This is a genomic window from Geomonas oryzisoli (assembly GCF_018986915.1).
Classification (GTDB): Bacteria; Desulfobacterota; Desulfuromonadia; order Geobacterales; family Geobacteraceae; genus Geomonas; species Geomonas oryzisoli.
Genome location: NZ_CP076723.1, coordinates 3,439,677 through 3,465,065, shown reverse-complemented (window position 1 = coordinate 3,465,065; position 25,389 = coordinate 3,439,677). Strand labels below are relative to the sequence as shown.

Annotated in this window: 22 protein-coding genes; 3 read left to right on the top strand and 19 right to left on the bottom strand. The window is 63.3% G+C overall.

What is annotated here, in order from left to right:
• The first annotated feature begins 79 nt into the window (after positions 1-79).
• Together ppk1 and KP004_RS15075 are read left to right on the top strand one after the other, a co-directional pair.
• Positions 80-2,731 carry a polyphosphate kinase 1 gene (ppk1, locus tag KP004_RS15080; RefSeq protein ID WP_239026828.1) on the top strand — a complete coding sequence of 884 codons (2,652 nt, stop codon included), beginning with the start codon at positions 80-82 and terminating at the stop codon, positions 2,729-2,731.
• 115 nt (positions 2,732-2,846) lie between these two features.
• On the top strand, positions 2,847-3,131 hold the full coding sequence (locus tag KP004_RS15075) for a hypothetical protein (RefSeq protein WP_216799314.1): 285 nt from the start codon (positions 2,847-2,849) through the stop codon (positions 3,129-3,131).
• An 18-nt stretch (positions 3,132-3,149) separates the two neighbouring features.
• Here the strand turns inward: KP004_RS15075 and KP004_RS15070 are convergent, their stop codons facing one another.
• The 5 genes from KP004_RS15070 to KP004_RS15050 all read right to left on the bottom strand — a co-directional run bounded on the left by KP004_RS15070 (position 3,150) and on the right by KP004_RS15050 (position 8,131).
• Positions 3,150-4,004, bottom strand: a complete 855-nt coding sequence (locus tag KP004_RS15070) for an IS3 family transposase (RefSeq protein ID WP_239027054.1) — start codon at positions 4,002-4,004, stop codon at positions 3,150-3,152.
• Entirely contained in the window at positions 4,001-4,300 is a 300-nt protein-coding gene (locus tag KP004_RS21615; protein WP_216500633.1) for a transposase, read from the bottom strand. Before KP004_RS21615 ends, KP004_RS15070 begins: the two co-directional genes overlap by 4 nt.
• A 246-nt stretch (positions 4,301-4,546) precedes the next feature.
• Complete coding sequence (gene hcp, locus KP004_RS15060; RefSeq protein ID WP_302467679.1) at positions 4,547-6,181, bottom strand: hydroxylamine reductase; 1,635 nt, start codon at positions 6,179-6,181, stop codon at positions 4,547-4,549.
• Between the two features lie 385 nt (positions 6,182-6,566).
• The gene (locus KP004_RS15055) at positions 6,567-6,839 is read right to left on the bottom strand and encodes a hypothetical protein (protein WP_183348426.1); all 273 of its coding nucleotides are present in this window, start codon (positions 6,837-6,839) and stop codon (positions 6,567-6,569) included.
• Positions 6,840-6,898: 59 nt separating this feature from the next.
• Entirely contained in the window at positions 6,899-8,131 is a 1,233-nt protein-coding gene (locus KP004_RS15050) for an MFS transporter (protein ID WP_216799313.1), read from the bottom strand.
• 244 nt (positions 8,132-8,375) lie between these two features.
• On the opposite strand from KP004_RS15050, the gene KP004_RS15045 reads away from it, so the two are divergent.
• Positions 8,376-9,278, top strand: a complete 903-nt coding sequence (locus KP004_RS15045) for a LysR family transcriptional regulator (protein ID WP_216799312.1) — start codon at positions 8,376-8,378, stop codon at positions 9,276-9,278.
• 3 nt (positions 9,279-9,281) lie between these two features.
• On the opposite strand, the gene KP004_RS15040 is transcribed toward KP004_RS15045, so the two are convergent.
• The 14 genes from KP004_RS15040 to KP004_RS14975 all read right to left on the bottom strand — a co-directional run bounded on the left by KP004_RS15040 (position 9,282) and on the right by KP004_RS14975 (position 25,382).
• The gene (locus tag KP004_RS15040; protein ID WP_216799311.1) at positions 9,282-9,854 is read right to left on the bottom strand and encodes a CheB methylesterase domain-containing protein; all 573 of its coding nucleotides are present in this window, start codon (positions 9,852-9,854) and stop codon (positions 9,282-9,284) included.
• A complete protein-coding gene (locus KP004_RS15035; protein WP_216799310.1) occupies positions 9,844-10,239 on the bottom strand; it encodes a response regulator in 396 nt (131 codons plus the stop codon). Before KP004_RS15035 ends, KP004_RS15040 begins: the two co-directional genes overlap by 11 nt.
• Positions 10,236-12,269 carry a GAF domain-containing protein gene (locus tag KP004_RS15030; RefSeq protein ID WP_216799309.1) on the bottom strand — a complete coding sequence of 678 codons (2,034 nt, stop codon included), beginning with the start codon at positions 12,267-12,269 and terminating at the stop codon, positions 10,236-10,238. The genes KP004_RS15035 and KP004_RS15030 overlap by 4 nt, the downstream gene beginning before the upstream one ends.
• A gap of 27 nt (positions 12,270-12,296) precedes the next feature.
• Positions 12,297-14,051, bottom strand: a complete 1,755-nt coding sequence (locus KP004_RS15025; RefSeq protein ID WP_216799308.1) for a cache domain-containing protein — start codon at positions 14,049-14,051, stop codon at positions 12,297-12,299.
• A 34-nt stretch (positions 14,052-14,085) separates the two neighbouring features.
• Positions 14,086-15,174: a protein-glutamate methylesterase/protein-glutamine glutaminase gene (locus tag KP004_RS15020; RefSeq protein WP_216799307.1), complete on the bottom strand. Its 1,089-nt coding sequence runs from the start codon at positions 15,172-15,174 to the stop codon at positions 14,086-14,088.
• Positions 15,175-15,753, bottom strand: a complete 579-nt coding sequence (locus KP004_RS15015; protein WP_216799306.1) for a histidine kinase — start codon at positions 15,751-15,753, stop codon at positions 15,175-15,177.
• Between the two features lie 2 nt (positions 15,754-15,755).
• Positions 15,756-16,598, bottom strand: coding sequence for a CheR family methyltransferase (locus KP004_RS15010; RefSeq protein ID WP_239026827.1), 843 nt, complete (start codon positions 16,596-16,598; stop codon positions 15,756-15,758).
• A gap of 53 nt (positions 16,599-16,651) precedes the next feature.
• The gene (locus tag KP004_RS15005; RefSeq protein ID WP_216799304.1) at positions 16,652-18,391 is read right to left on the bottom strand and encodes a methyl-accepting chemotaxis protein; all 1,740 of its coding nucleotides are present in this window, start codon (positions 18,389-18,391) and stop codon (positions 16,652-16,654) included.
• Positions 18,388-18,912, bottom strand: coding sequence for a chemotaxis protein CheW (locus KP004_RS15000; protein WP_216799303.1), 525 nt, complete (start codon positions 18,910-18,912; stop codon positions 18,388-18,390). The genes KP004_RS15005 and KP004_RS15000 overlap by 4 nt, the downstream gene beginning before the upstream one ends.
• A 57-nt stretch (positions 18,913-18,969) precedes the next feature.
• Positions 18,970-21,018, bottom strand: a complete 2,049-nt coding sequence (locus tag KP004_RS14995) for a chemotaxis protein CheW (RefSeq protein ID WP_216799302.1) — start codon at positions 21,016-21,018, stop codon at positions 18,970-18,972.
• A 34-nt stretch (positions 21,019-21,052) separates the two neighbouring features.
• Positions 21,053-21,295, bottom strand: coding sequence for an STAS domain-containing protein (locus KP004_RS14990; protein ID WP_216799301.1), 243 nt, complete (start codon positions 21,293-21,295; stop codon positions 21,053-21,055).
• Between the two features lie 445 nt (positions 21,296-21,740).
• On the bottom strand, positions 21,741-23,237 hold the full coding sequence (locus tag KP004_RS14985) for a hypothetical protein (protein ID WP_216799300.1): 1,497 nt from the start codon (positions 23,235-23,237) through the stop codon (positions 21,741-21,743).
• Between the two features lie 262 nt (positions 23,238-23,499).
• Complete coding sequence (locus KP004_RS14980; protein WP_216799299.1) at positions 23,500-24,411, bottom strand: type II secretion system F family protein; 912 nt, start codon at positions 24,409-24,411, stop codon at positions 23,500-23,502.
• A gap of 8 nt (positions 24,412-24,419) precedes the next feature.
• Positions 24,420-25,382, bottom strand: a complete 963-nt coding sequence (locus KP004_RS14975) for a type II secretion system F family protein (RefSeq protein WP_216799298.1) — start codon at positions 25,380-25,382, stop codon at positions 24,420-24,422.
• Between the last annotated feature and the right edge of the window lie 7 nt (positions 25,383-25,389).

Sequence of the window (25,389 nt, the reverse complement as noted above, 5' to 3'; positions counted from 1 at the left end):
CAAACGGCGGGGCAACGGTTGCCTTAGTCAGATAATAATGTAACAATATTATCATCCTACAGCTCCGGAGACCAAGGTCATGGAGACCAAACCCGTTGGACCACAGAAAGCCGAGCAAGAAGACGAAGTCTTTCACCTGGTGAATGAGCAACAGCCCGCCGTGCAGGATGTGCTTGAGATCCCGCGAATGACTCCGGGCCAGGCGGTGGAGGGCCCGGATGATCCTTTAGAGAGTAATCCTCATTTCATTGAAGGTAATGTGACTGTGCTTGCCGTCCCGAATCCGGGTGTTGCCGATGACCCGCAGCGACCGAAAGAGACGAAGCTGAAGGCGCTGAAGCAGGATAAAGGCGTCACGGCGGCAAAGTCAAAGAGCGGCAAAACTGCCAAGGATAAAACTGCCAAGGCGGTCAAAAGCGGCAAGGTGGTCAAAGAAGCCAAACCCGCCAAGGATTCCAAGGCAGTCAAAGCGACAAAAGCTGCCAAGGCGAACAAGCCCGCAGGGGCCAAGTCCAAACCCGCCAAGGCTGTCAAGGCTGTCAAGGCTGTCAAACCCAAGGTGGCCAAGGCGGCGAAGCCGGGCGCGAAACAGCCGCCCAAGCCGAAGAACCCGACCGGCGTCGAACAGTCCGAATTCGACCTGGGCGAGAGCCGTTGGTACTTGAACCGCGAGCTCACCTGGCTCGAGTTCAACCGACGGGTGCTGCACGAGGCGATGGATGAGCGCACCCCGCTGCTGGAGCGGCTCAAGTTCGTCGCCATCGTCAGCTCCAACCTCGACGAATTCGCCATGAAGCGCATCGGCGGTTTGAAGCAGCAGATCGGCGCGGGGCTGCACGAGCTGACCCTGGACGGCCGGACGCCGCGCCAGCAGGTCGTCGAGTGCAACGCCTCGGTCCGGGAGATTGAGGCCGCCAAGAGGGAAGCCTTTCGCCAGGTGCGGGAACTCCTGGAGGGGAAGGGGATCGTCATCGAGAGCTACGACACCCTGACCCCCAAAGAAAAGAAGCAGTTGCGCGAGCACTACTACACCAACATCTATCCTCTGCTGACGCCGCAATCGATCGACCCCGCGCATCCCTTCCCGTTCATCTCCAACCTGTCGCTCAACCTCCTGGTGACGCTGCGCTACCCGAAATCGCGCGAGCACTCCCTGGCGCGGGTCAAGGTGCCGGTCGGGCTGGGCACGCCCCGCTTCATCCGGGTCGGCAAGGGGGACCACTTCATCCCCATCGAGCAGGTCATGATGAACAACCTGGACATGCTCTTCCCGGGCATGCTCATCGTCTCCTGCGAGATCTTCCGGGTCACCCGCAACGCCAACACCGAGAAGGACGAGGAAGAGGCGGACGACCTGATGTCGATGATCGAGTCCGAGCTGAAGGAGCGCAAGTTCGCTCCCATCGTCCGCCTCGAGGTCGGAGAGGGGATGGAGCCGCTGCACCGGGGGCGCCTGGCGGCGGAGCTGGAACTGGACGAGGAAAACGACGTCCTCGAGGTTTCCGGTATGCTCGCCCTGCGCGACCTCTTCGAGATCTCCAGGCTCGATTACCCGCGGCTGCACGACCCGCCGCACCATCCGATCGATCACCCTCAGCTACCGGCCGAGCGGAACATCTTCCACACCATCCGCGACCTGGGCGCCATCCTGTTGCAGCACCCGTACGTCTCCTTCTCCACCTCCGTGGAGCGTTTCCTGCGCGAGGCGGCCAACGATCCCAAGGTGCGCGCCATCAAGATGACCCTGTACCGGACCTCGATCCAGGGACGCATCATCGACGCGCTGGTGCAGGCGGCGCAAAACGGCAAACAGGTGGCGGTGGTCGTGGAGCTGAAGGCGCGCTTCGACGAGGCCACCAATATCCACCTGGCGGAGGTGATGGAAGAGGCGGGGATTCACGTCACCTACGGCGTGGTCGGGTTGAAGACCCACTGCAAGGTGATCCTGGTGGTGCGCCAGGACTTCCAGGGGCTCAGGCGCTACGTCCACATAGGCACGGGAAACTACCACACGGAGACGGCCCGCATCTACAGCGACATAGGGCTCATTACCTGCGACGACGCCATCGCCCAGGACGTCACCGAGCTCTTCAACTACCTCACCACCGGGTTTACGGCCAAGCGCAACTACCGTGCCCTCATGCCGGCGCCCAAGCTTTTGAAGAAGGCGCTGCTCACGCGTATCGAGCGGGAGATCGAACTGCACCGGCAAAACGGCGGCGGGCTGATCAGGTTCAAAATGAACGCGCTGGAGGACGGCGACATCGTCAAGGCCTTGTACCGGGCGTCGATGGCGGGGGTGAAAATCGACCTGTACGTGCGGGACACCTGCCGGCTGCGCCCCGGCATCCCCGGGCTGTCGGACAACATCCGTGTGGTCAGCATCGTCGGCCGCTTTCTCGAACATTCCCGGATCTACTATTTCAGGAACGGCGGCGCCGAGGAGTATTTCATCTCTTCCGCCGATGCCATGAAGCGCAACCTCGAGGCGCGGGTGGAAGTCCTCTGCCCGGTTACGGCGCCTGAGCTGACTGCCGAGCTGCGCACCGTCTTCGATTGCCACGATGCGGACCGCCGTTCCGCGTGGGACATGCAGTCCGACGGCAGCTATATCCAGCGCCGCCCCGCAGAGGAAGAGAGCGTCGAGGGGACGCACCAGATGCTGATCGCCCAGGCACAGCAGCGGCTGAAGGAAGCGCTCAAACAGAAGAAAAAGCCGATGCAGAAATAGCTGGAGAATGTCTGGACAAGTTGTCAGATGACAGGGCAGTACAAAAGGGATAGCATATTCGATGTGCCGATTCTGAGAGTCGGCACGCTCAAGACAAAACAACAGGGGGAACCTGATGGAATCCGATCATAAATGCATTTGTGCAGGGGACCACGAACATCACATCTGCTTTCTGCACAGCAAAGGCCTGGTCAATGAAGTGGAAAAACTGACTGATAATCCAACCGTGACCTGCGCGATCTGCCTGGTCAATGCCAATTCACCCGATAACGTTTGCTCGCCGACCACGTTGGGAGGCGGCTTTAAATATTCGGACATGCAGGACAGCAAGAAGATCATTTGCGAGAGCGTGACAGTCGTTTCAGATGAGGATAAAAAGGATGGCCTATCTTCGCAATAGAGGACACGTTAGAAACCCTTATGCTGCCATCTTCAACTCCTGCTGCTCGAACTCTTCCGGGGAGCAATAGCCGATGGCAGAGTGTAGCCTCTTGCGATTGTAAAAACCTTCGATGTAGCAAAAGATCCGGCTTTGCGCCTCCTGCCGGGTTTTGAAGGAGCAGTGGTAAACCAACTCTCTCTTCAGCGTCGAGAAGAATGTCTCCGTCACAGCATTGTCGTAGCAGCATCCGGTGCCGCTCATGCTTTGCATGCCGCCAGCTTTGCTAATCGTGGCACCGAAGCGCTTACTGCAGTACTGCGAACCGCGATCGCTGTGGAAGATGAAGCCAGCTCCTGGCCGACGCTTCACCGCGGCATTGGCAAAAGCTGTTACAACCAGGTCGTCTGTCATTCGGTCGCTCATGCTCCAGCCAACGATCCGGCGGGAGAAGAGATCCAGCACGACTGCCAGGTACAACCAGCCCTGAGCAGTCTCGATATACGTGATGTCACCAGTCCAAACCTGATTAGGGGCTGGAGCAGAGAAGTTCCGCTGTAAAAGGTTTGGCGCGACAGGCCGTTTGTGATCTGAGTTGGTGGTGACTTTGAATCGCCGCTTAGTCTTCACTCGCAGATCATTTTCACGCATCAGGCGCCAGACGCGGTTCTTTCCGACGTACTGTTGTTGCTTTTGCAGCTCTTTGACTACTCGTACTGCACCGTACGTCTTGTCGCTGTCATGAAAGGCTTTTTTGATAGCTGGTAGAAGTGCCTGGTCTTCACGCTGCCGCTTGGTTACCCGGCCGGCTGCGTGGGCGTAATACCAACTCCGAGTCACTCCAAGAACTCGGCACATCTCCTGAACTCCGAATTCGGAGCGGTGCTCGGTTATGAACCCGAATATCGATTCGGATCCGTCGAGAAGATGGCCACTGCTTTTTTTAGGATTTCACGCTCGCGCAGTAGCCTCTCGTTCTCTTTACGCAGGTGCTTCAGTTCTGCTTCAACTGATGCATGGTGAACTTTTACAGGATCTTGTTGGTCCCGATGTTTCTGGACCCACCCTTTGAGAACGCCATGGGTGATCCCTAGGCTGCTCTCTACCTCACGGATGGTTCGGCCTTCATCAATGACTAACTTGATCGCTTCTTGTTTGAACTCTGAATCGTACTTGCGATTCGATCTCATGACACACCCTCCTGGCTCGTTAGGATATATGGTGTGTCCTCAAAAGTGAAGATAGCTCAGGACGACTAGCAGTGTCCCCTCCCCCGGAGGGGGAGGGTTAGGGAGGGGGATGGTCGGCAATTTCCCCCCTCCCTGCCTCCCCCCGCCGGGGGGAGGAGCGCGACCCGTTGACGAATAAAAAGGCGGCCCCGGTGTTGAAACCGGGACCGCCTTTTTCGTTTGCTGCTGGCCTCGTTGCCGAGACGATTACCCGAGGATCTGCTTCAGGTCGCCTTCCGCGGTGCCGATGGGGCCGATGTTGAAGTTCTCGACCAGGAAGTTGAGCACGTTCGGGGTGATGAAGGCCGGCAGGCTCGGTCCCAGTTTGATGTTCTTCACGCCCAGGTGGAGCAGGGTCAGCAGGATCGCCACCGCCTTCTGCTCGTACCAGGAGAGGATGAAGGAGAGCGGCAGGTCGTTGACGCCGCAGTTGAAGGCGCCGGCCAAGGCCACGGCGATCTGGATCGCGGAGTAGGCGTCGTTGCACTGGCCGATGTCCAGCAGGCGCGGGATGCCGCCGATGTCGCCGAAGTCGAGCTTGTTGAAACGGTACTTGCCGCAGGCCAGGGTCAGGATGACGCAGTCGCTCGGTACGTTCTCGGCGAACTCGGTGTAGTAGTTACGGCCGGTTTTGGCGCCGTCGCAGCCGCCGATCAGGAAGAAGTGACGGATCTGACCGGCTTTCACCGCGTCGATGACCTTGTCGGCGACGCCGAGCACCGCGTTGTGCCCGAAGCCGGTGAGGATCTCTTTGCCCGGTGCCTCTTCGAAGCCGGGGAGGGAGAGCGCCTTCTCGATGACGGGGGAGAAGTCCCAGCCGTTGATGTTCTTGACGTCCGGCCACTGTACGAGGCCCCAGGTGAAGAGACGGTCTTTGTAGCTCTCTGCCGGGCGCTGGATGCAGTTGGTGTTGAAGATGATGGCGCCGGGGAAGTCGACGAACTCTTTCGCCTGATCCTGCCATGCACCGCCGAAGTTGCCGGCGAGGTGGGCGTACTTCTTGAGACCCGGATAGCCGTGGGCGGGGAGCATCTCGCCGTGGGTGTAGATGTTGATCCCTTTGCCTTCGGTCTGCTTCAGGAGCTCTTCGAGCATGCGCAGGTCGTGACCGGAAACGAGGATCGCCTTGCCCGCCTTGGTGCCCAGCTGAACCGGGGTCGGAACCGGGTGGCCGAAGCTGTCGGTGTTGGCCTTGTCCAGGAGCTCCATGGTGACCAGGTTGATCCTGCCGCACTCCATGGAGAGGCCGACGTAGTCCATGAGGCCGAGTTTCAGGTCGAGGGTGGCTGCCAGCGCCTTGTGGGTGAAGGCGTAGATCTCATCGTTCTCGAGGCCGATCACCAGGGCGTGGTGAGCGTATGCCGCGTAGCCTTTCATGCCGTAGATGAGGATTTCCTTTACGGAGTGGACGTCGGCGTCGATCTCTTCGCTCTTGACGCCGTGCTTGGCACCCAGTGCGACCAGTTCGGAGGTGGTGCCGGCGTGGAACGCCTGCGCCGCTTCGGGTACGGTACCGGTGTAGGCACCGCCGTTGGCCTTCTCATACAGCGCCTGGGCCTGGTTACGGTGAGCTGCCGCGTCGCGTACCAGCTTGGCGATTTCTTCGGCGTCGAAGTCGACGTTGGTCACGGTGGTGAAGAGGCCGTCCAGCATGAAGCGGTCGATGGCTGCGTCCTTGGCGCCTTTCTCGCGGGCCAGATTGGCCCAGAAGGCGATCCCTTTCAGGCTGTAGATGAGCAGGTCCTGCAGAGCCGCTACTTCCGGCTTCTTGCCGCAGACACCGACTTTGGAGCAACCACCGTTGGCGGCTTGTTCACACTGGTAGCAAAACATGTTGTCCATCACTTCCTCCTTAGCGTTGTTTTGAGTTGAGGTTCCCATACCGAAAAGGTTCTTCAAAAAGGTCTTCATCCATTCTCCTGGTTTTGCTTGATCTGTTGATGCGGTCCCTCTGGCAGCCGTTGGCTCCTGTGTGCCGCTTCGATGTTGTGACTTTAACGGCTAATGCGGACAGCGACCTTGACCTAAGTCATAAAAACCGGGTTTGTGGTTTTCGGGATCTTTTTTGTCGGGTAGGGCGGAGCGATGGGGATTATGGGAGCTAGGGGAATGATGGGAAAGGTGAACTGGGGGCTGGCGAAGGGGCAGGGGGAAGCGGAGGGGTGGGGGGACGCGGGGAAGCTGGGACGGGCTGGCGGGGAGCTGAGGCTCCCCCGCTGGCCGAACGTCAGTGGACTACGCTGCCAACCATGGCTTTGTAGATGTCGGGTCGAAGTACGAACTGCAGCCGCGACGAGGTGGCGGTGCCGAAGGCTATCGCCTGCTCGCCGCCGATGTAGTTGTTCAGATGGTAGATGGGGCGCAAATTGAACCCGAGCCGCCCCAGGTCCGCCTCGAAGACTCGTCCGTACTTTGATGCCAACTCGGAAACCTTGTCCCAGGTCCCTAACATTTCCAGGGGGATGGCTACCCCGTCCGCTACTCGAATAAGTTCCTGCATGCTGTGTTCCTCCTGACTACTGAGGCTTTTATCGGCACGCACGTCTGGAACTTGAGAGGTTAGCTGCGCAGAATGTCGAGGGAGGCGACGGCGCTGCGGGCGGGGCAGTCGGCCTCGGCACAGCTGGTGAGAAACTTCAAAAGCACCAGCCCGCCCCCCAAGAGCCCCAATATCAGGAGCACCACGCCGTGCCAGCCGAATGAGGTCCAGAACACCCCGCCGACAGTGCCGGAGACGCTGGAGCCGAGGTAGTAGAAGAAGAGGTAGAGGGAGGCGGCCTGAGCACGCGCGGTCTTGGCGCGGCTCCCCACCCAGCTGGAGGCGATGGTGTGGGCGCCGAAGAAGCCGCAGGTGAATATGGCGATCCCGGTGACGATGGTGCCCAGTTCACCGCTCACCGTGCACAGCGCCCCCGCGATCATGGTCCCTATGGTGAGAAAGAGCATCCGCCCGCGCCCGAACCGCTCGACCTGCACCCCGATCATGGAAGAGCTGAAGGAACCCAGCATGTACACCAGGAAGATGAGACTCACCAGCGAGGCCGGGAGGTGGTACGGCGCACCCAGAAGCCGGAAGGTGATGTAGTTGTACAGGGTCACGAAGCTCCCCATGATCAGGAAGGAGATTCCGTACAGGCAGAGCAGCCCGGGGTCCTGCAGCTGCCGGTACAGGGAGCTGAACAGGTAACGCACCGCGAACGGCCGCTGCTTGCAATTCTCGGAGGGGGGGAGGCTCTTGGCGAAATAGAGGCTCAGCACGAAGCAGACCGCGCCGATGATGGCCAGTGCCGTGCGCCACGAGGTGGCCTCGGCCATGGTTGCCGTGAAGATCCTGCCGGTCATGCCGCCGATGGCGTTGCCGCTTATGTAGAGCCCGATGGCGGAGGTGAGCGAGGCCGGGGCGATCTCTTCGCTGAGATAGGCAAGGGCCACGGCCGGAAGCCCGGCGAGCGCGATCCCCTGCAGGAACCTCACCGCGACCAGCTGCTCGAGACTCTGGGTCTGGGACGTCAGGTATGCCAGGACGGAGGTGGTCACCAGCGAAGCGACCATGACCGTTTTTCGCCCCAGCGTCTCGGAGATGGTCCCGGCGAAAAGCATGGAGACGGCGAGGGCGCAGGAGGTCACGGAAAGGGGGAGGCTGGCGAACATGGCGCTGACGCCGAATTCCCGGGTGAAGACGGGCAACAAAGGCTGCACGTCGTAGAGCGTGATGAAGGTGACGAAGCCCGCGCAGAAGAAGGCCCAGTTGATCTGCCGATATCTTTTGGTGCCGCTTTTGATGGATCCCATTGCTGTTCACTCCTGCTGTTGCCTGCCGTTTCCGAAGCAAATCCCCCCTGTCCCCCCTTCGCAAAGGGGGAACGTAATGCCCTTGTCTCGTTATTTAATGGAGGACAAGATGGCTCCCCGGAATTCTCGGAAGAACCTTCGCAAGGGGGGGGCGTGGAATGGACTATAACCGTTGCGTGGTCATAAGAAAAATATATAATGCTTATCGCTTCGATAGTAATTAATTATCAAGCGCGGGGGCAGCATGGACATCAGGCAGTTGAGGTATTTCCTGGAAGTGGCGCGGCTCAGCAACTTCACCAAGGCGGCGGAATCGTTGCGTATCGCGCAGCCAGCCATCAGCATGGCGGTGAAGAAGCTGGAGGAGGAACTGGACCTGGTCCTTTTCAACCGCCAGGACAAGAAGGTTTCGCTAACGGCGGAGGGGGAGATCTTTCTCTCCCACGCCAGGCGCATCCTCGATGACCTGCGCGGCGCCCAGTTGGAGATGGCCGAGCTGAAGGGGCTCACCAGGGGCGAGGTGAGGATCGGCATCACCCCGATGATCAGCGCCTACTTCTTTCCCGACATCTTTCGGGACTTCAAGAGGGCCTATCCGCAACTGAGCATCTCGGTGCTCGGGGAGGGGTCGGGGCGTATCCAGAAGATGATCGGGGAGGGGGAGCTGGATATGGGGGTGGTGGCCGGCGGGGGGAGCGCCGCCTTTCCCGCCACGCTGGAGGTGCGCCGTTTCCTGCGCGAGGAGATCGTGGTCTGCGTGCCGCCGGACCATCCCTTCGCCGGGCGTCCCGCGGTGACGCTCGCCGAGTTCATCGGGGAGCCGCTGGTGTTCTACAAGGAGGGGTACTACATCAGGGAGTTTTTCCTCGAGGCGCTCAAGGGTACCGGCAGCGCGCCCAGGATCATCTTCGAGACCAACCTCTTCTCCCTGGTCAAGTCGCTGGTGCGCAACGGCACCGGGATATCCATCTTTCTGAAGATGGTCGTCGCGGAGGACAGCGATCTGGCCGCGGTCTCCTTCGATCCGCCCCTGCACCTCGACCTGCTCATCGCCTGGAAGAAGGACACCTACCTTTCGCTGGCCAACCGCGCCTTCGTGGATTTCCTGCTGGAGCGTACCCCGGGGGAGCGGGGCGGACAGCAGTAGCCCCTATCGCATCGGCTCCAATAGCTCCATCAGCTTCCCCGCTATCTTGGTGGGGGGGAGGACGTAATCGACGGCCCCGGTCTGGGCGGCGGCCTTGGGCATGCCGTAGATGGTGGAGGACTGCTGGTCCTGGGCGATGGTGATGCCGCCGATGTCGTGGATGTGCCGGATCCCTTCGGCGCCGTCGCGCCCCATGCCGGTGAGCACGATGCCGATCAGTTTCCCTTTCAGCGGTTTCGACAGCGAGAGCATGGTGACGTCGGCCGCCGGCTGGACGTAGTTGATCCGGGGGCCTTCGCACAGGACCACCCGGTTGTTGCCGGTCAGCTGGAGGTGGAGCCCCCCCGGCGCCATGTAGACGTGGCCGGTTTTCAGGAATTCGCCGTCCTCGGCCAGCTTCACCGGCATCGATGTGACGGCGTCCAGTCCCTGGGCGATGCGGTAATCCATCTGCGGCGTGATGTGCAGCACGATGAGAAACGCAGCGTTCAGCGGCGGCAGTTCCCTGAAGAGCGCCTTGAGCGTCAGCGGCCCACCGGTGGAGACGCCTATGACAACCAGGTTCCTAGTCGTCATGGCCGACCGGCGTGTTCAGCAGGGTCAGGTAGTACTCGATGGAATCCAGCAGGTCGTCCGGGCCGAACGGCTTGGTCATGTAGTCGGACACGTACTCCTGCAGCCCCTCCATCTTGGAGTCCGGCTCCCCCATGCCGGTCAGCATGACGATGATGTTGCCGGGATACAGCCCCCGGTCCACGATCTCCCTGATGGTGTCCCAGCCGTCCATGTCGGGCATCATGATGTCCATCAGGATGACCCCCCGGAATCCCGCCTCCAGTTGCTCCAGGCACTCCGGACCGCCGGCCGCGCTGGCCAGCTCGATCTGCGCGGATTCGCAGATGATGTCCACCGATGCCCTTACGTACTCGTTGTCGTCTACGATCATTACCCGTCTGTTCATGGCTGAGGTTCCTTATGTTCCGGCGCAGGCACGCCTTGCTGTGCTTCGATGAGCTGGGCCATGGTCCGGTGGTCCAGCGGCGGGGGCTCGCTGTGGGGCGGCTTTACATGGTACAGCATCTCGTTGATCCTGGCCATGAACTGCTCCAGGGTGAAGGGCTTGGCCAGGAAGATCGCCTCCTGGCGCAGGTTTTCGTCCAGCGGGGGCATGGCGTTGGTGTAGCCGGAGATGTAGAGCACCGGCAGCGAGGGGTAGCGCTCCTGCAGCTTCTCGTACAGTTCGGGGCCGGTCATCTCGGGCATGACCACGTCGGTTGCCAGCAGGTCGATCTCCTGTTCCTCCGCCTGCGCCAACTCCAGCGCCCGGGACGGGGTTTCCGCCACCAGGACCCGGTACCCGAAGGATGTCAGCAGGTCTGCGGCGACCTCGCGGATCATCTGGTTGTCCTCGACCAGCAGGATGGTCCTCTCGCGGCTGTCGTGCTCGGGGGGCGCCGCCCCGGCGGGAGGGCGCAGGATGGGCTCGGCCAGACTCGCGCTGGCGGGGAGGTAGATGGCGAACCTCGTCCCCTGTCCCGGCCGGCTCTTCACGTCGATGCAGCCGCCGTGGTGCTTGATGACGCCGTACACCGTCGCCAGGCCGAGGCCGGTGCCGCGGCCGCTCTCCTTGGTGGTGAAGAAGGGCTCGTACATGTGCCTAAGCGTCTCCTCGGTCATGCCGCAGCCGTCGTCGCTGAAGGCGAGCAGGATGTAGTGGCCGGGCTTGGCGACCGGGTGCTGCCGGTGGAACTCCTCGTCCAGGATCAGGTGGCCGGTCTCGATGCAGATGGCGCCGCTCCCCTCGATGGCGTCCTGCGCGTTCAGGACGAGGTTCAAGAGCACCTGCTCCAGCTGGCCGCGGTCCGCCTGCACCTTGGCGGCGCCGGGGGAGAGCAGCAGGTCGATCTCGATGTTGTCCCTGACGGTGGCGCGCATGATCTCCTTGAAGGACGTGATCACCTCGTTCAGGTCCAAAAGGTTCATGTGCAGCACCTGCTTGCGACCGAAGGAGAGGAGCTTCTGGGTCAGGTCGCTCGCCTTGTGGGCGGCGGAGCTCATGGACTGGATCATGCGCATCTGGGGGCTTCCCTCGGGGGAGATCCTGAGCAGCATGTCCGCGTAGACGATGATCGGCGTCAGCAGGTTGTTAAAGTCGTGCGCCACGCCGGCGGCCAGCTGTCCCACCGCCTCGATCTTCTGGCTGTGGCGCAGCTGTTCCTCCAGCACGTGGCGCCCCTCGTCGGCGCGGACCCGGCTGATGGCGATGCCGGCCAGGTGGGCCGCCGATTCCATCAGCTGGAGATCCTCGTCCCCCGGTGCGCGCGGTTCGCGATGGTACAGCGCGAGGGTGCCCAGGAGGGTGCCGTTGCTGGCGAAGACCGGCTCGGACCAGCAGGCCCTGAGGCCGGCGTCCCGGGCCGGCTGGAAGTTGTGCCAGTAGGGGTGCGGGTCGAGGTCCTCGACCACCACGCGCTGCCGCAGAAACGCCGCGGTGCCGCAGGACCCTTTCCCTTTGCCGATCCTGATCCCGTCCACCGCCTGGTTGTACTCGGCCGGCAGTGACGGTGCGCAGCCGTGGCGCAGCCTGGTCCCCGACTCGTCCACGAGGAGGATGGAGCAGAGCGATCCGGGCAGGCAATCCTCGACAAACTGCACCACGTCCTGGAGCAGTTGCTCCAGTTCCGCGTCGGTCGCGATCCGCTCCAAAGCCTTGAGCCGGCTCCGCTCCCGCTGCTCGGCGAGCGCGAGCTCCGTCTGCTGTCCCTGGATGATGCGCTGCTTCTCCTCCAGGTGCGCCAGGTGGGAGAACAGGATGCGGGTCAGTATCACGATCACCACGCACAGCACGAGAATCAGCACCGACTGCTGCAACGGCTCCCCGGCCGGTGACCGGCTCGCACCCAGGGCGAAGATGCCGATCACCGCGGCGATGACGACGCCGACCGTGATGCCGATGCGGGTTTTGAGCTGCGCTATGGAGAGAGGTTTCATATCTGGTAGCTTTCCTCGAAGATTTCGTCAGTCCCGCCCGTCACCTGGTGCCCCCGCCTGCTTCAGCGTGAAGAACATGGTGGTGCCGCTGTTGGCCCCGGCGCTGGTCGCCCACAGCTTCCCCTCGTGGTTGGCCACGATTCTCCGGCAGATGGCCAGCCCCAGCCCCTGCGTGTTCAGGTCGTGCCGCGCTGCGTCCGCCTTGTAGAACTCGTCGAAGACGTGGCTGAGCTGCTCCTGGTCCAGTCCGATGCCGTCGTCCTGGACCGACACCTCGACCTCCGTGTCCTTCAACTCGGCGCCGATGATCACCTTGCCGTTTTGCGCGGCGTAGCGCGCCGCGTTGCTGAGCAGGTTCTTGAACAGCAGTGTGAGCTGCTCCGCAGATCCCAGTACCTGGAGATCGGCCGGGATCGCGTTGCAGCAGATCACGCCGCGCTGCGCCAGGGGCTGCGCCACCTCGTTCAGGGCGCTCTCGGCCGCCGCGCACAGGCTCACCGGGATCAGACGGGGCCGGCTCGACGAGATGCGCACCAGGTCGAACGCCTTGCCGGCCAGCCCCTGGATCTGGTTCACGCACTGCTGGCAGATCTCCAGCATCCGCTCCACGCCCGGGTCGCTCACCTTGGCGCGGATCATGGGGATCAGGGCAAACAGCGGGGTAAGGGGCGTGTTCAGGTCGTGGTTCAACTGGATCATCAGGGACTCGATCATGCGCGAGTGATGCTTCTGGGCTTCGATGCGGCGGCTCTCCTCTTCGACCGCCTTGCGTTCGGTGATGTCCAGGATCACCCCGACCAGTCCCTGGGCCACGCCGTCGTCGTCCCGGAGGGCGGCCTTGTGGAAGATCACGTCGCGCACGCTGCCGTCGGCGTAGTTCACCTGTGACTCATAGATCTGGATTCCCGGCGCGTCTATGATCTCCTGGTCCATGTCGTGGTACTTCCGGGCCAGGTCCGGCTGCCACAGGTCGAAGACCGAGCGCCCCATCAACTGGTCGCTGCTGAGCCCGACATAGCTTTGGAACGCCTTGTTGCACAGGTTGTAGCGCCCCTGGGCGTCCTTGGAAAAGATGGGGCTCGGTATGGTGTCCATGATCTGCTGCTGGAAGTTCAACTGCCTCTTGATCTCGGTCTCGGCGCGCTTTCGGTTCAGGCCCAGGATGATGGCGCACACTACGAATATGGTCGCCAGCGTGCCGTTGATGACGCCGATCTTCACGTTGATGCGGTCGTAGCGGGCCAGGTACTCGCTCTGCTTGACCCCCACGAACAGGGCGCCGATGACCTTGCCGTTCTGGTCGCGGATCGGGTCGTAGGCGGTGAAGTACGGGGCGCCCAGGATGTTCGCCTCACCACGGTATCGGATCCCCTCCCGGAACACGGCGTCGTAGGCCGGGCCGGTCAGCTTGGTCCCGATGGCCCTGGTGCCGTCCTCCTTGAGCACGTTGGTGGCGATCCGGGTGTCCCCCATGAAGATGGTCGCCCGGCTGCCGGTGATGCAGAAGATCTTGTCCGGTATCTCGTTGTCGCCGTTGAGGACGTAATAGTCGCCGAGGATCATCTTGCCGTTGTCGATGTGGAAGTGCCCCCCGCGACGGTTCATCTGCTCCCAAAACGCCATCATGCTGCTTTCCTGCTGCCGGTTGGCCTGGCGCACCGCCTCCTCGCGGATCTGGTCGAGCATCAGGTGGTTCCCGACCATCATGACGACCGCCACGATGATCGCGCTCACCAGTAGCGGTATCGATATCCTGTCCTGTGCCGTCTTCAGCAACTTCACGTCGTTCTCCCGGCTGCGGTGGACTCCACCGGCCTCACACCCTGAAGCTGCGCTTGCCGTGCGAGGCAAGCCAGCCCACCAGGCGGCCCGCCATCTCGGAAAGGGGGACCACCTCGTCGACGCCTCCCCGTGCGATCGCCTCGCGGGGCATGCCGAACACCACGCAGCTTTCCTCGTCCTGGGCCAGCGTTCTCGCGCCGGCTTCGTGCATCTCCAGCATCCCCGCGGCGCCGTCGTCTCCCATGCCGGTCAGGATGATGCCGAGGCTGTTGTCGGCGGCGCAGTTGGCGGTGGAGCGGAACAGCACGTCCACCGAGGGGCGGTGTCGGGAGACCGGCGGGCCGTCATCGAGGGCGATGGTGTAGTTGGCCCCGCTCCTGGCGAGCATCATGTGCCGGTTGCCCGGCGCGATGTAGGCGTGTCCCGGGAGCACCCGCTCCCCTTGCTCGGCTTCCTTGACCGCCAGGGCGCACAGTCCGTCCAGCCGGGCGGCGAAGGTCCGGGTGAAGGTTTCCGGCATGTGCTGGGTGATCAGGATGCCGGGGCAGTCCGCGGGGAGGGCGGTCAGCAAGGTCTTGAGCGCCTCGGTGCCACCGGTCGAGGAGCCTATCGCCACCACCTTTTCCGTGGTGGAAAAGTGCTGCCGGCGGTTGGGCAGGACCGCGTCGGCGCTCAGCTTCGCCTCTACCGGAGCGGCGCCCCCGGGGGCGCTCCCCCTTCTCCGGAAGGAGAGCCGGGCGCAGCGGATCTTCTCGGTGAGCTCCTCGGCGTACTCCAAAAGTCCGCTGCGGATGTCGATCTTGGGCTTGGTGATGAAGTCGAAGGCGCCCAACTCCAGCGCCTTCAGCGTGACCGCCGAGCTCTTCTCGGTCAGGGAGGAAACCATGACCACCGGCATGGGGCGCAGCCTCATCAGCTTTTCCAGGAAGGCGAGCCCGTCCATCTTGGGCATCTCCACGTCCAGGGTGAGCACGTCCGGGTTGAGTTCCTTGATGCGCTGCCGGGCCGCCAAAGGGTCCGGCGCAGTTCCCACCACCCTGAGGTCGGGGGTGGCGTTGATGATCTCGGTCAGAAGCGATCTGACCAGGGCGGAGTCGTCTATAACCAGCACCTTGATGGGCATTCAGTGTCTTCCTGCGTGCAGGGCGCGCATCCTCTTGACCAGGGCGCGCCCGGTTTTGGGAAAGAACACCACCTTCCTGGGGCAGCACTCCCCAAGGTCCGAGGCGATGATCGGGATCCCGTGTTTCTTCAAGTAATCGACTGCGAATGCGGCGTTGTTGCCGCCGATGTCGGTGCTGCTGTCCATGACCCGCCCGGCTCCGAAGATCTTGGCCGCCAGCCGCTTGCGGTTGGCGCCCAGGAGCTCCAGCTGGTGCAGCAGGCGCCGCATGGCGCAGGTGCCGTAGCGGGCGCAGCTTTGCGCGCTGTCGTTGCAGGCCCCCGAGCAGGGAAGGGTGCTCTCCCCCTGCGCCACTTCCGGCAGCATGAAGTGGTTCATCCCGCCGATGCCCAGTTCCGGGTCGTAGAGGCAGACCGAGACGCAGGAGCCCAGCACGGTGGTGATGGCCACGGGGTCGCCGGTGGCGTAGAACTCCCCGGCGACGATCTTTACCGCCACCGTGTTGAACTCCGGGTCGAAGTAGCTGAGCCTGGCGCCGTCCGGCGGCCGGTTTGCCCCTTTTTTCTTCTTGTGCGGCACCTTCAGCTCCTCAAGGCATAGGTCGTGTTGCCGCAGACCCGGAACAGCTCCTGGGCGTGATGCAGGCTCTCCGAGTGCCCCACGAACAGGAGCCCGTCCGGGTGCAGGACCCGGGAGATCCGCTCCAGCACGGCGAGCTGCGTCGGTCTGTCGAAATAGATCATCACGTTGCGACAGAAGACGAAGTCGAATTTGCCCCGCATGGGCCACTGCTCGTCCAAAAGGTTCAGCCGCCTGAAGGTCACCACCCGGCGCAGCTCCTCCTTCACCCTGATGAATCCCTCGTTGCTCCCTTCCCCCCTGAGGAAGAAGCGCTTCCGGAACGGTTCCGGGATCTTGGGGAGCTGGTCGACCGGGTAGATCCCCTCGCTCCCCCTGCTCAGCACGTTGGTGTCGATGTCGGTCCCCAGTACGCTCAGGCCGGTCCCGGAAGGCAGCGCGTCCAGCGCGGTCATCGCGATGGAGTAGGGCTCCTCGCCGCTGGAGGAGGCGCAGCTCCAGATGGTCACCTGCTTCCGGTCCCGGCGCTGGCGCAGGCGCTCGGCAAGGAGCCGGAAGTGGTGCGGTTCCCGGAAGAAGGAGGTCATGTTGGTGGTCAGGGCATTGATGAACGCCTCCACCTCCTGAAGGTCGCCGCTTTCCACCAGGTCCAGGTACTGCGCAAAGTTTTCCATCTCCCTGGCCCGCAGCCGGCGCGCCAGCCGGCTGTAGACCATGTCCATCTTGCCCGGCGCGAGGGAGATCCCCGCGTTGCGGTAGATGAAGCCGCGCACCCGGGCGAAGTCGTCAGGGGTGAAGCGGTACTGGAAGTTGTTCCACCCCTGCTCGGCAGCGCCGGGAGGCACGGCGCCTCCCCCCCCCGTCAGGGGGCGCGCCGCGTCCAAGCGCGCTCCGCTTCTCAGAACTCCTTCCAATCATCGTCCGGCTCGGCGGCCTCGGAGGACCGGGCGGGACGTTCCTGCGCTTTTACCCCTGCTGCCATCGCTACGGGTTTCGCCTTCTTCTCGGAGGCCTTGGGGCGTACCGCGGCGTGGGTCAGCTTGCGCTTTTCCGCCGCGGCCGGGGGGGCGCTCTTGTGCCCCTGCTCGAGGGTGAAGCGTGCCACCACCGCCACCAGCTGCTGGGCCTGGTCCTCGAGGGATTCCGCGGCTGCGGCCGCCTCCTCGACCAGGGCGGCGTTTTGCTGGGTGACGTCGTCCATCTGGGTGATGGCGGTGTTGACCTGTTCGATGCCGCTGGACTGCTCCAGCGAGGCCGCCGAGATCTCGGCCATGATGTCGGTCACCCTCTTGATGCTGGTGACGATGTCCTGGGTGGTGCGTCCCGCCTCTTCGACCAGCCGGCTGCCGTCCTGGACCTTGGAGACCGAATCCTCGATGAGGGCCTTGATCTCCTTGGCCGCCGCGGCGCTTCTCTGGGCGAGACTTCTCACCTCGGCGGCGACCACGGCGAAACCTCTTCCCTGTTCGCCGGCGCGCGCCGCCTCGACCGCTGCGTTGAGTGCCAGGATGTTGGTCTGGAAGGCGATGCCGTCGATCACGCCGATGATGTCCGAGATCTTCTTGGAGCTGTCGGTGATGCTCTCCATGGTGCGCACCACGCGGTTGATCACGTCGCCCCCCTTGACCGCCACGCCGCTGGCGTTGATGGCGAGCTGGTTTGCGGCCTGGGCGTTGTCCGCGTTCTGTTTCACCGTCGAGGTGAGCTCCTCCATGCTGGAGGCCGTTTCCTCCAGGGCGCTCGCCTGTTCCTCGGTGCGCTGGGAGAGGTCGGCGTTGCCCGCCGCGATCTCCTCGGTCGCGGTGGCGATCGATTCGGCGCCGTTTCTCACGTCGCCCACGATGTGTGCCAGCCCCTCGTTCATCTCCTTGAGGGAGGCGAGCAGTTCGCCGGTCTCGTCCTTGCTCTCCACTTCGATGTGCGCGGTGAGGTCGCCCGAGGCGATGCGCTTGGAAGCGGCGATGGCCTGGTCAAGGGGCTCCTTGATCCTGCGCGCGACGAACCAGGCGAACACGAAGATGACCACGGCCAGGAGCGCGGTGCCGCCGATGATCTGCCACTTCATCTTGTTCATCTCGACGGTCACGGTGTCGACGTAGATGCCGCTACCCACGATCCAGCCCCATTCTTTCATCAGCATCACGTAGGAGATCTTGGGGACCGGGACCGTGGAGCCGGGCTTGGCCCACATGTAGTCGACCACCCCTTCCCCCTTCTCTTTACAGACGTTGACGAACTCGACGTAGAGCCTCTTGCCGTTGGGGTCCTTGTTCTCGTACTGGGTCTTGCCGACCAGCTCCGGCTTGATCGGGTGCATGAGCACCTTGGTGTCCAGGTCGTTGACCCAGAAGTACTCGCTGCCCTGGTACCTCATCTGGGAGATCTGCTTCAGGGCGTCGGCCTGGGCCTGGGGCAGGGTTTTGGTCCCATCCTTCACCGCGTTCTGGTTCGCGGTCAGGACGTCGTAGGCCACGTCGACCACCGACTTGGTGGCCTGGATCTTCTCGTCCATCAGCTTGTTCTGCATGAAGGGGAGCACGTAGAGCATCACGCCGAGCACCATCATGACGATGGTGGCTATCGAGATGCTCAGGATCTTGGTCAGGATCTTCCAGTCTTTGAATCGCGTAATTTTCATAGGTTCACCGCCTCTTTCTGAGTATTCTCCACGGTACTGTCAACGATCTGCAGTTCGTCGCTGCCGATCAATTTCTCGATGTCCACCAGGATCAGCATCTCGTCGTTCAGGGTCCCAAGCCCGGTGATGTAGCGGGTGTCCAGGGACGCACCCAGCTCGGGAGGGGGCTTGATGCTCTGCGCGGGGAGCGCGACCACGTCGGAGACGCCGTCCACCACGATCCCCACCACCTTGTTCAGCACGTTGATGATGATCACCACGGTGAACTCGTGGTAGGTCGCCTCGCCCACGTTGAACTTGATGCGCAGGTCGACGATGGGGACGATCACCCCGCGCAGGTTGATGACCCCCTTGATGAAGGGGGGAGTGTTGGCGATGCGGGTGACACAGTCGTACCCCCTGATTTCCTGTACCTTGAGTATGTCGATGCCGTAGCTTTCGTCCCCCAGGGTGAAGGTGAGGTACTCCGAAGCCGCCTCCGTCGCCAGTTGTTGCACCGCGTTGACCTGTGCCGTCTGCATGATGGTGTTGCCTCCTTTCTCAGGGGACCGGCTGCGAAGGTTCCTGTCCCGTTGCTGCTACAGCTTCTTGTGCATCGAGAACAGTTCGGGGAGGTCGAGGATGAGCGCCACGCGGCCGTCCCCCAGGATGGTCGCCCCGGCGCTCCCCTCGACGCGGCGGTAGTTGGTTTCGATGCTCTTCACCACGACCTGCTGCTCGTCCAAAAGGGCGTCGACCAGGATGGCCCCTCGTTCCCCGTCGGCCTCCACCAGCACCAGGATCCCCCGTTGCGGCTCGGTCACCTCCGCCTCCAGGTTGAAGATCCGGTGCAGCTTCAGGATGGGGAGGTACTCGCCGCGCACCTGGACCACCTCGCGGCCGTTCACGCTCTTCAGCTGCTCCGCGCTGGGCTGCAGCGACTCGATCACCACGTTGAGCGGGATGATGAATTTCTCCTCCCCGACGGCGACCGAGAGCCCCTCCAGGATGGCCAGGGTGAGCGGGAGGCTGATGGTGAAACGCGCGCCGCGCCCCGCCTCGGAGGCGATCTGCACCCGCCCGCCGATGGCCTGCACGTTTTTGATTACCACGTCCATCCCCACGCCGCGGCCGGAGAGGTCGGTCACCTCGCTCGCCGTGGAGAAACCGGCGGCGAAGATGAGCTGCCACACCTCCTCGTCGCTCATGGCCTCGGAGCAGGGGATGCCGCACTCCAGCGCCTTGGCGAGGATCCTGTCCCGGTTCAGCCCGGCGCCGTCGTCGATCACGTCGATGACGATCCTGCCCCCCACCTGGGAGGCGGAAAGCTGCAGGGTCCCCGTCTGGTTCTTGCCGCAGGCGGCCCGCCGGTCCGGCGTTTCCAGCCCGTGGTCCAGCGCGTTGCGCACCAGGTGCCCCAGGGGATCGGCGATCTTCTCGATCAGTCCCCGGTCCAGCTCCGTGCTCTCCCCGACGGTCTTGAACTCGACCTGCTTGCCGAGCTTGGCCGCCAGCTCGCGCACCAGGCGCGGGAACCGGTTGAAGACGATGCTGATAGGCACCAGGCGGATCGACATGACGCTCCCCTGCAGGTCGCGGGTGTTGCGCTCCAGCTGGGCGAGCCCCCGCTGCAGCGTCTGGTGCAGGATGGGGTCGAGTCCCACCGCGATCTGGCTCAGCATCGCCTGGGTGATCAGGAGCTCCCCGACCTGGTTCACCAACTGGTCCACCTTGGTGACATTGACCCTGATGGAGGACTCCGCCTCGCCGCCGCGCCTGCCGAAGGCGCCCGGGGCGGTCTCGCTGTTGTCGTAGGCGCGTCTGCCGGGGGGAGGGACCGGTGTCGCATCGGGTGCCGGCTCTGCCGGCGTGCTGCGCCGGTCCACCGGCTCCTCCTCGATGGCTAACTGCTCCTCGTCCGCCACGAACATGAAGACGTCCAGGAGCTGGTCGCGACTGGCCCTGGTAAGGAGGGTGAAGTCCCAGCGGGTGATGCAGCGCTCCGGGTCGACGTCGGGCAGGTCGGGGAGCTCTGCGAGCTGGGCGGTGCAGTCGAACTCCCCCGGTTCCGCCAGCTCTTCAAGCTCGGAGATGATGCTCTCCATCCGGATCCCCCTCGCGAAGATCTCCGGATCGGGGGTGAAGGCAAGCCGGCAGCGCCGGGGCAGCAGCGCTTCCTCCTGCGGGGGCGCACCCTGCTCGGCCACGGCTGCGGGCTCCGATGCCGCGCCGCCGCCCGCCTCGATGGCCTGCTGCAGCTTGGCCCGCACCCGGTCGATCGCCTCCTGGTCCACCGCCTTCCCCTCGCGGTGCCAGGCCAGCTGCATGGCGATGGCGTCGCCCGCCTCCAGAAAGAGGTCGATCATCACCGGCACAAAGGTGATCTCGTGATTTCTCAGCCGGTCCAGCAGCGACTCCATGACGTGGGTCACCACGGTCATGTCCTGGAAGCCGAAGATCCCGGCCCCCCCCTTGATGGAGTGGGCGGCGCGGAAGATCGCGTTCATCTGCTCGTGGTCCGGTTCCCGGTCGCCCAGCGAGATGAGGATCTGCTCCATCTCGGCCAGGTTCTCGGCGCATTCTTCGAAGAACACGCCGTTGAAGCGGTTCAGGTCCACGCTGTTGTTGTCCCCTGTGGGAGTCGTCATGCCAGTTCCTTTGCTATTCGCCGCGCCGGCCGGTTCACGGCTCGGGCTGCAGCGCCAGAAGATCCCGAAAACCGAGGGATTCGATCCGCTCCCTGACCGTGGCGGGCACTGCGGCCAGGACCGGTGTCGTGCCGCGGCGCTTCAGGCTTTCCATGAAAAGCGCGAGCAGTTGGCAGCCGCAGGCATCGATGTCGCTCACCCGGGCAAGGTCGATCGCCGCTTCAGGGGAGTTGTTCACCGTCACCTCGTTGAGGCGCTCCACGAGGAACTGGTGCAATTCCTGCGCGCGCTCCACGATCGACGGTCCTTCCAGAATAATGTTTATATTATTAACAAAAACTTTTTTACCCATTTGGGGCCGCCCTTTCAAGGGTTTCCGATGTTCTTGAAAGACCATCGTGAAAATAAACAACCACTGTTATATGGATGCTGAACATATCGGCACGAAGGGCGGCTACTTTAGTTGTTTTGTGTCGAGCTGGGTATTTCCTGATGGGGGCTATCTTTATCGGAAGTGTGGGGAATGGCATGAAAGGGGCGGAAGTGCCGGAGGGCGTTGGAGGGTGAGATGGATGGAGGGAGATGGATGGAGGGAGATGGAGGGAGGGAGATGGAGGGAGGGAGATGGAGGGAGGGAGATGGAGGGAGATGGAGGAGATGGAGGAGATGGAGGCTGCCTCTACACGGAGGCGCCGGGATGTCGATCGGCATAGCGGGGGCGGCTAGCGGGGGGCGGGCTTTTTCTGGAAGACGTCGGCGACGTCGTCTGCGTAGATCAGTTGCCATTCGGGCCTTTGCCGGAGAAACCTGGCGAACCGGGAATCGGCCTCGAAGATGATCCAGCTGATGCCGTACCGCTGCAGCACGCGGTCCCACCCCGGCCGGAAATCGATCACCTCGTTGTACTCCTTGAGCCGCTGCGCTCCGTACATGTCCAGCCGACCGTCGATAAAGACCCGGCAGGCGGGGTAGCCGCGGTAGATGAGGTAGTCGCCGAACTCGTCGCTGTTGAATACCTTCCCCTTGACCCCTGTGCGCAATACGAATTCGCAGGCGTCCACCGGCATCAAACGGCGGTCGAACGAATGGCGGAAGGTTCCTCCCGCGGCGGCCGCGATCACCACAGCGACGGCAGCCGCTCCCCATACCGTCAGGGCGCGACGCTCCAGGTGGGCGAGGCGGGCCGAGAGCTCGGTCAAAAAACGCGCCGATCTGCCGCCACTGTGCCCCAACTCAGCGAGCCGGGCTGCCAGCACCGGTGCCGTGACCAGGTTGAACAAGGGGATGTAACGCACCGAGGTCAGCGCCATGTATGCAAAGCCCAGCACCAGCAGCAGTTCGGTCGGCTGCGCCTTTTTACGCGACAGGGCGAAGAGGGCGAGCAGGAGCAGCAGCAGACAGGTGAAGGGGAGCCAGCTGTGGACCGAGGGGGGGAGGAATTCGGCCACGTGCTCCATCAGGTAGCGGTCCGAGACCAGCCTGAGCGGGAACAGGAGCAGGTGCCAGCCGTAGGGGTTGAGCAGCGCCGCCGCCAGGCAGGCCAAGACCGCGGTGCCCAGCCGGCACGCCTTCTCCCGCGCCGCACGGCGTGTCTCAGGCGTGCAGCCGAACATGCCTGCCGCCGTGCCGACCAGATAGGCGGCCAGCAGCAGGAACCCGGCGATGAAGCCTCCGTGCAGGTTGACCCAGAGCAGCATGAGGGGCGGCAGCAACCACAGCGACCGGCCGCCCCTCCTTTGCCAGCTCTCCAGCAGGTAGTGAAAGAGCACCAGTAACAGGAAGGTGAAGAGGTGCGGCCGCGCCAGCCAGTGCAGCTTTGAGCTGATGAGGGTGGCCAGCGTAACCGCCGTAGCGGGGAGGACGCCGGCGTTGTAGCTGAGCAGGGCCCGGAACAAAAGCCGGAAGGTCGCCGCCAAAAGGAGCGCATACAGCGCGACCACCCCGCTCATCCCGGCCGCCTGGTGCAGCCGCGCCATGATCACCTCGGCGAGCCATTCGTGGGCCGTCCAGGGAAGCGGCGGGACGTGCTGCGAGAACATGTCGAAGAGGGGGACGGTCCCGGTCCTCAGGATCTCCTCTCCTGCGCGGATGTGGTAGCCGGTGTCCCCGTCGCGCAACAGCTGGGATGGTGAGGTGAAAAACAGCGCGCAGAGCACGGTTGCCAGGAGCAGGTCGGCGATGGATGGGACCAGGTAGCTTGTCAGGTGGCGTGTGTTCATCGGGTGGAGGCGGCCGGCGCGTCAGGCCGAAAGGGCGCCTCGACCGCCTTTGCGGCGACCGGCGCCGGTGCGGGGGGAATGGGGTGAGGTCCTTGCCGGCGCGCCGCACGCCGGCAAGGTGACAGAGGACTACTTCCTGGCTCTCACGTAGCTCAGTGCCAGTTGTACGGAAATGACCAGCAGGATGAACGTGTTGAAGTCGACTTTCATGGGATCACCTCCTTGGACGGGAATTTCCTCCCTGGTGCTGCCCGAACTGCACCTACTTGAATACCCTGGCGATCTGGACCACCGCCGGGCCCAGGATCACCACCAGCAGTGCCGGGAAGATGGCGAAGACGAGCGGGAAGATGAGCTTCACCGTGGTCTTGGCGGCGGCCTCCTCGGCGGCCTGCCTCCTTTTGGTTCTCAACTCGTCGGAGAAGGAACGCAGGGCCTGGCTCAGGCTGGTGCCGAACCGCTCGGTCTGGGAGAGCATGGCGGTGAAGGCCCTCATATCGTCTACCATGGTTCGTTGCGCCATGTCCTTTAGCGCCTCGATGCGCGGCTTGCCGGCCCTGATCTCCATGGTGACCTGGCGGATCTCCTGGGCCAGCGGGTTATGCTCGAACTGCGGGGACTCCGAGGCGCGCAGCAGCGCAGCGTCCATGCTGAGCCCCGCCTCCACGCAGAGCGTCACCAGGTCCAGCACGTCGGGCAGGGTGTGGAAGATCGTCAGTTGACGGGTCTTGACCTTTACGGAGAGCCAGTAACTCGGTATGAGGTAGCCGATGATGGCGCAGGCCAGCAACACCGCGATGCCGGCGCTGTCGAAGTAGGCATGCCTGGGGACCGCTATGAGGAGCAGGTAGGGGAGCGGCAGCGTCACGGCAAGGAGGATCTTGCTGCCGAGAAAGACATGCACGCTGTCGCGGTGGAATCCGGCGGCCACCAGGGACTTGCTGTAGCGGGAATGATCCTGCTTCGGGAGCTTCACCCGTTCGCCGATGCGCCGCAGCTTGTAGGCCCAGGTGCCGGACTCCACCTCCGGCATGAGGTGCAGCGGCTTTCCCGTCGGAAAGAGGGCGGCCAGGCGCTGCGCCACCGGGCTCCTTTTCGCCAGCAGAAACCGGGACAGGGCCACCGACAGCAGCAGCACCGAGCAGAATACCGTGAACGCGATCAGGTAGAGCATGGTGCACCTCAGATCTGGATCCTGATGATCTTCCTGATGATGGCGAGGCCGACCAGTTGCAGCAGCGCGGCGAAGGCGAGGATGTACAGACCCAGCGGTTCCTTGAGAAGTTCCTTCTCATACTCCGGGCTGAGCATGGTGAAGCAGCCAAAGGCCACCAGCGGCAGCGCCCCGAGCACATAGCCCGACAGCCTCCCCTGGGCCGTATAGACCCTGACCTGTCTGCGAATCTTGAGTCTTTCCTTGATGGTCAGCGCGAGTTTGTCCAGAAGCTCCGAAAGGTTCCCGCCGATGTCGGCGTTGATCGCCACCACGGTGGTGAAGAACCTGAGATCCATGCTCTCGATCCTCTGGTTCATTGTGGCGAGGGCGTCGACCAGCCTCAGGCCGAGCTGCTGCTGCTCGTAGGCGATCCTGAACAGCGTCCCCGCCGGCTCCGGTACCTCCTCCCCCACCAGTTGGATGGCGGTGGTCAGCGATTGGCCGGCCCTGAGGGAGCGGGCGATCATGCTCAGCGCGTCCGGGAACAGCTCGGTGAACCTGGCGATCCTGCGCGAGGTCTTCACCCTGATCAGGACCTCGGCCGACAGCGGTGGCAGGGCGGCGGCCAACAGCACTGCAGGGAGCAAGCCGGTCTCCAGCGCCGTTACCACGGCAAGCAGAAACGCCGCCGACACGACTGCGGTCACCAGCAGCGCCGGGGGGATATCGATGCCGGCCTGCTCCAGTCTCTTCGCCAAATTGCGCGTTTGCGGCAGGCGGGTCATGAGCTCCCCCGCCTGGCGCGCCTTCCTGCCCAGCGCCTCGCGCAGCTCCGGCTGTGCGTCCCCAGTCGTCCCGCGCGCCATCTGCTGCAGTCTCCTTCTCAGCTCGGTCCTGGCGGAGGCGTTGCGCTGCAAGACGAAGAGGCAGACGGCGCAGCTGGCGCAGAGGGTGGTGAGAAAGACAAGTGCCACGATAGGAACAAGCATGGGCGGC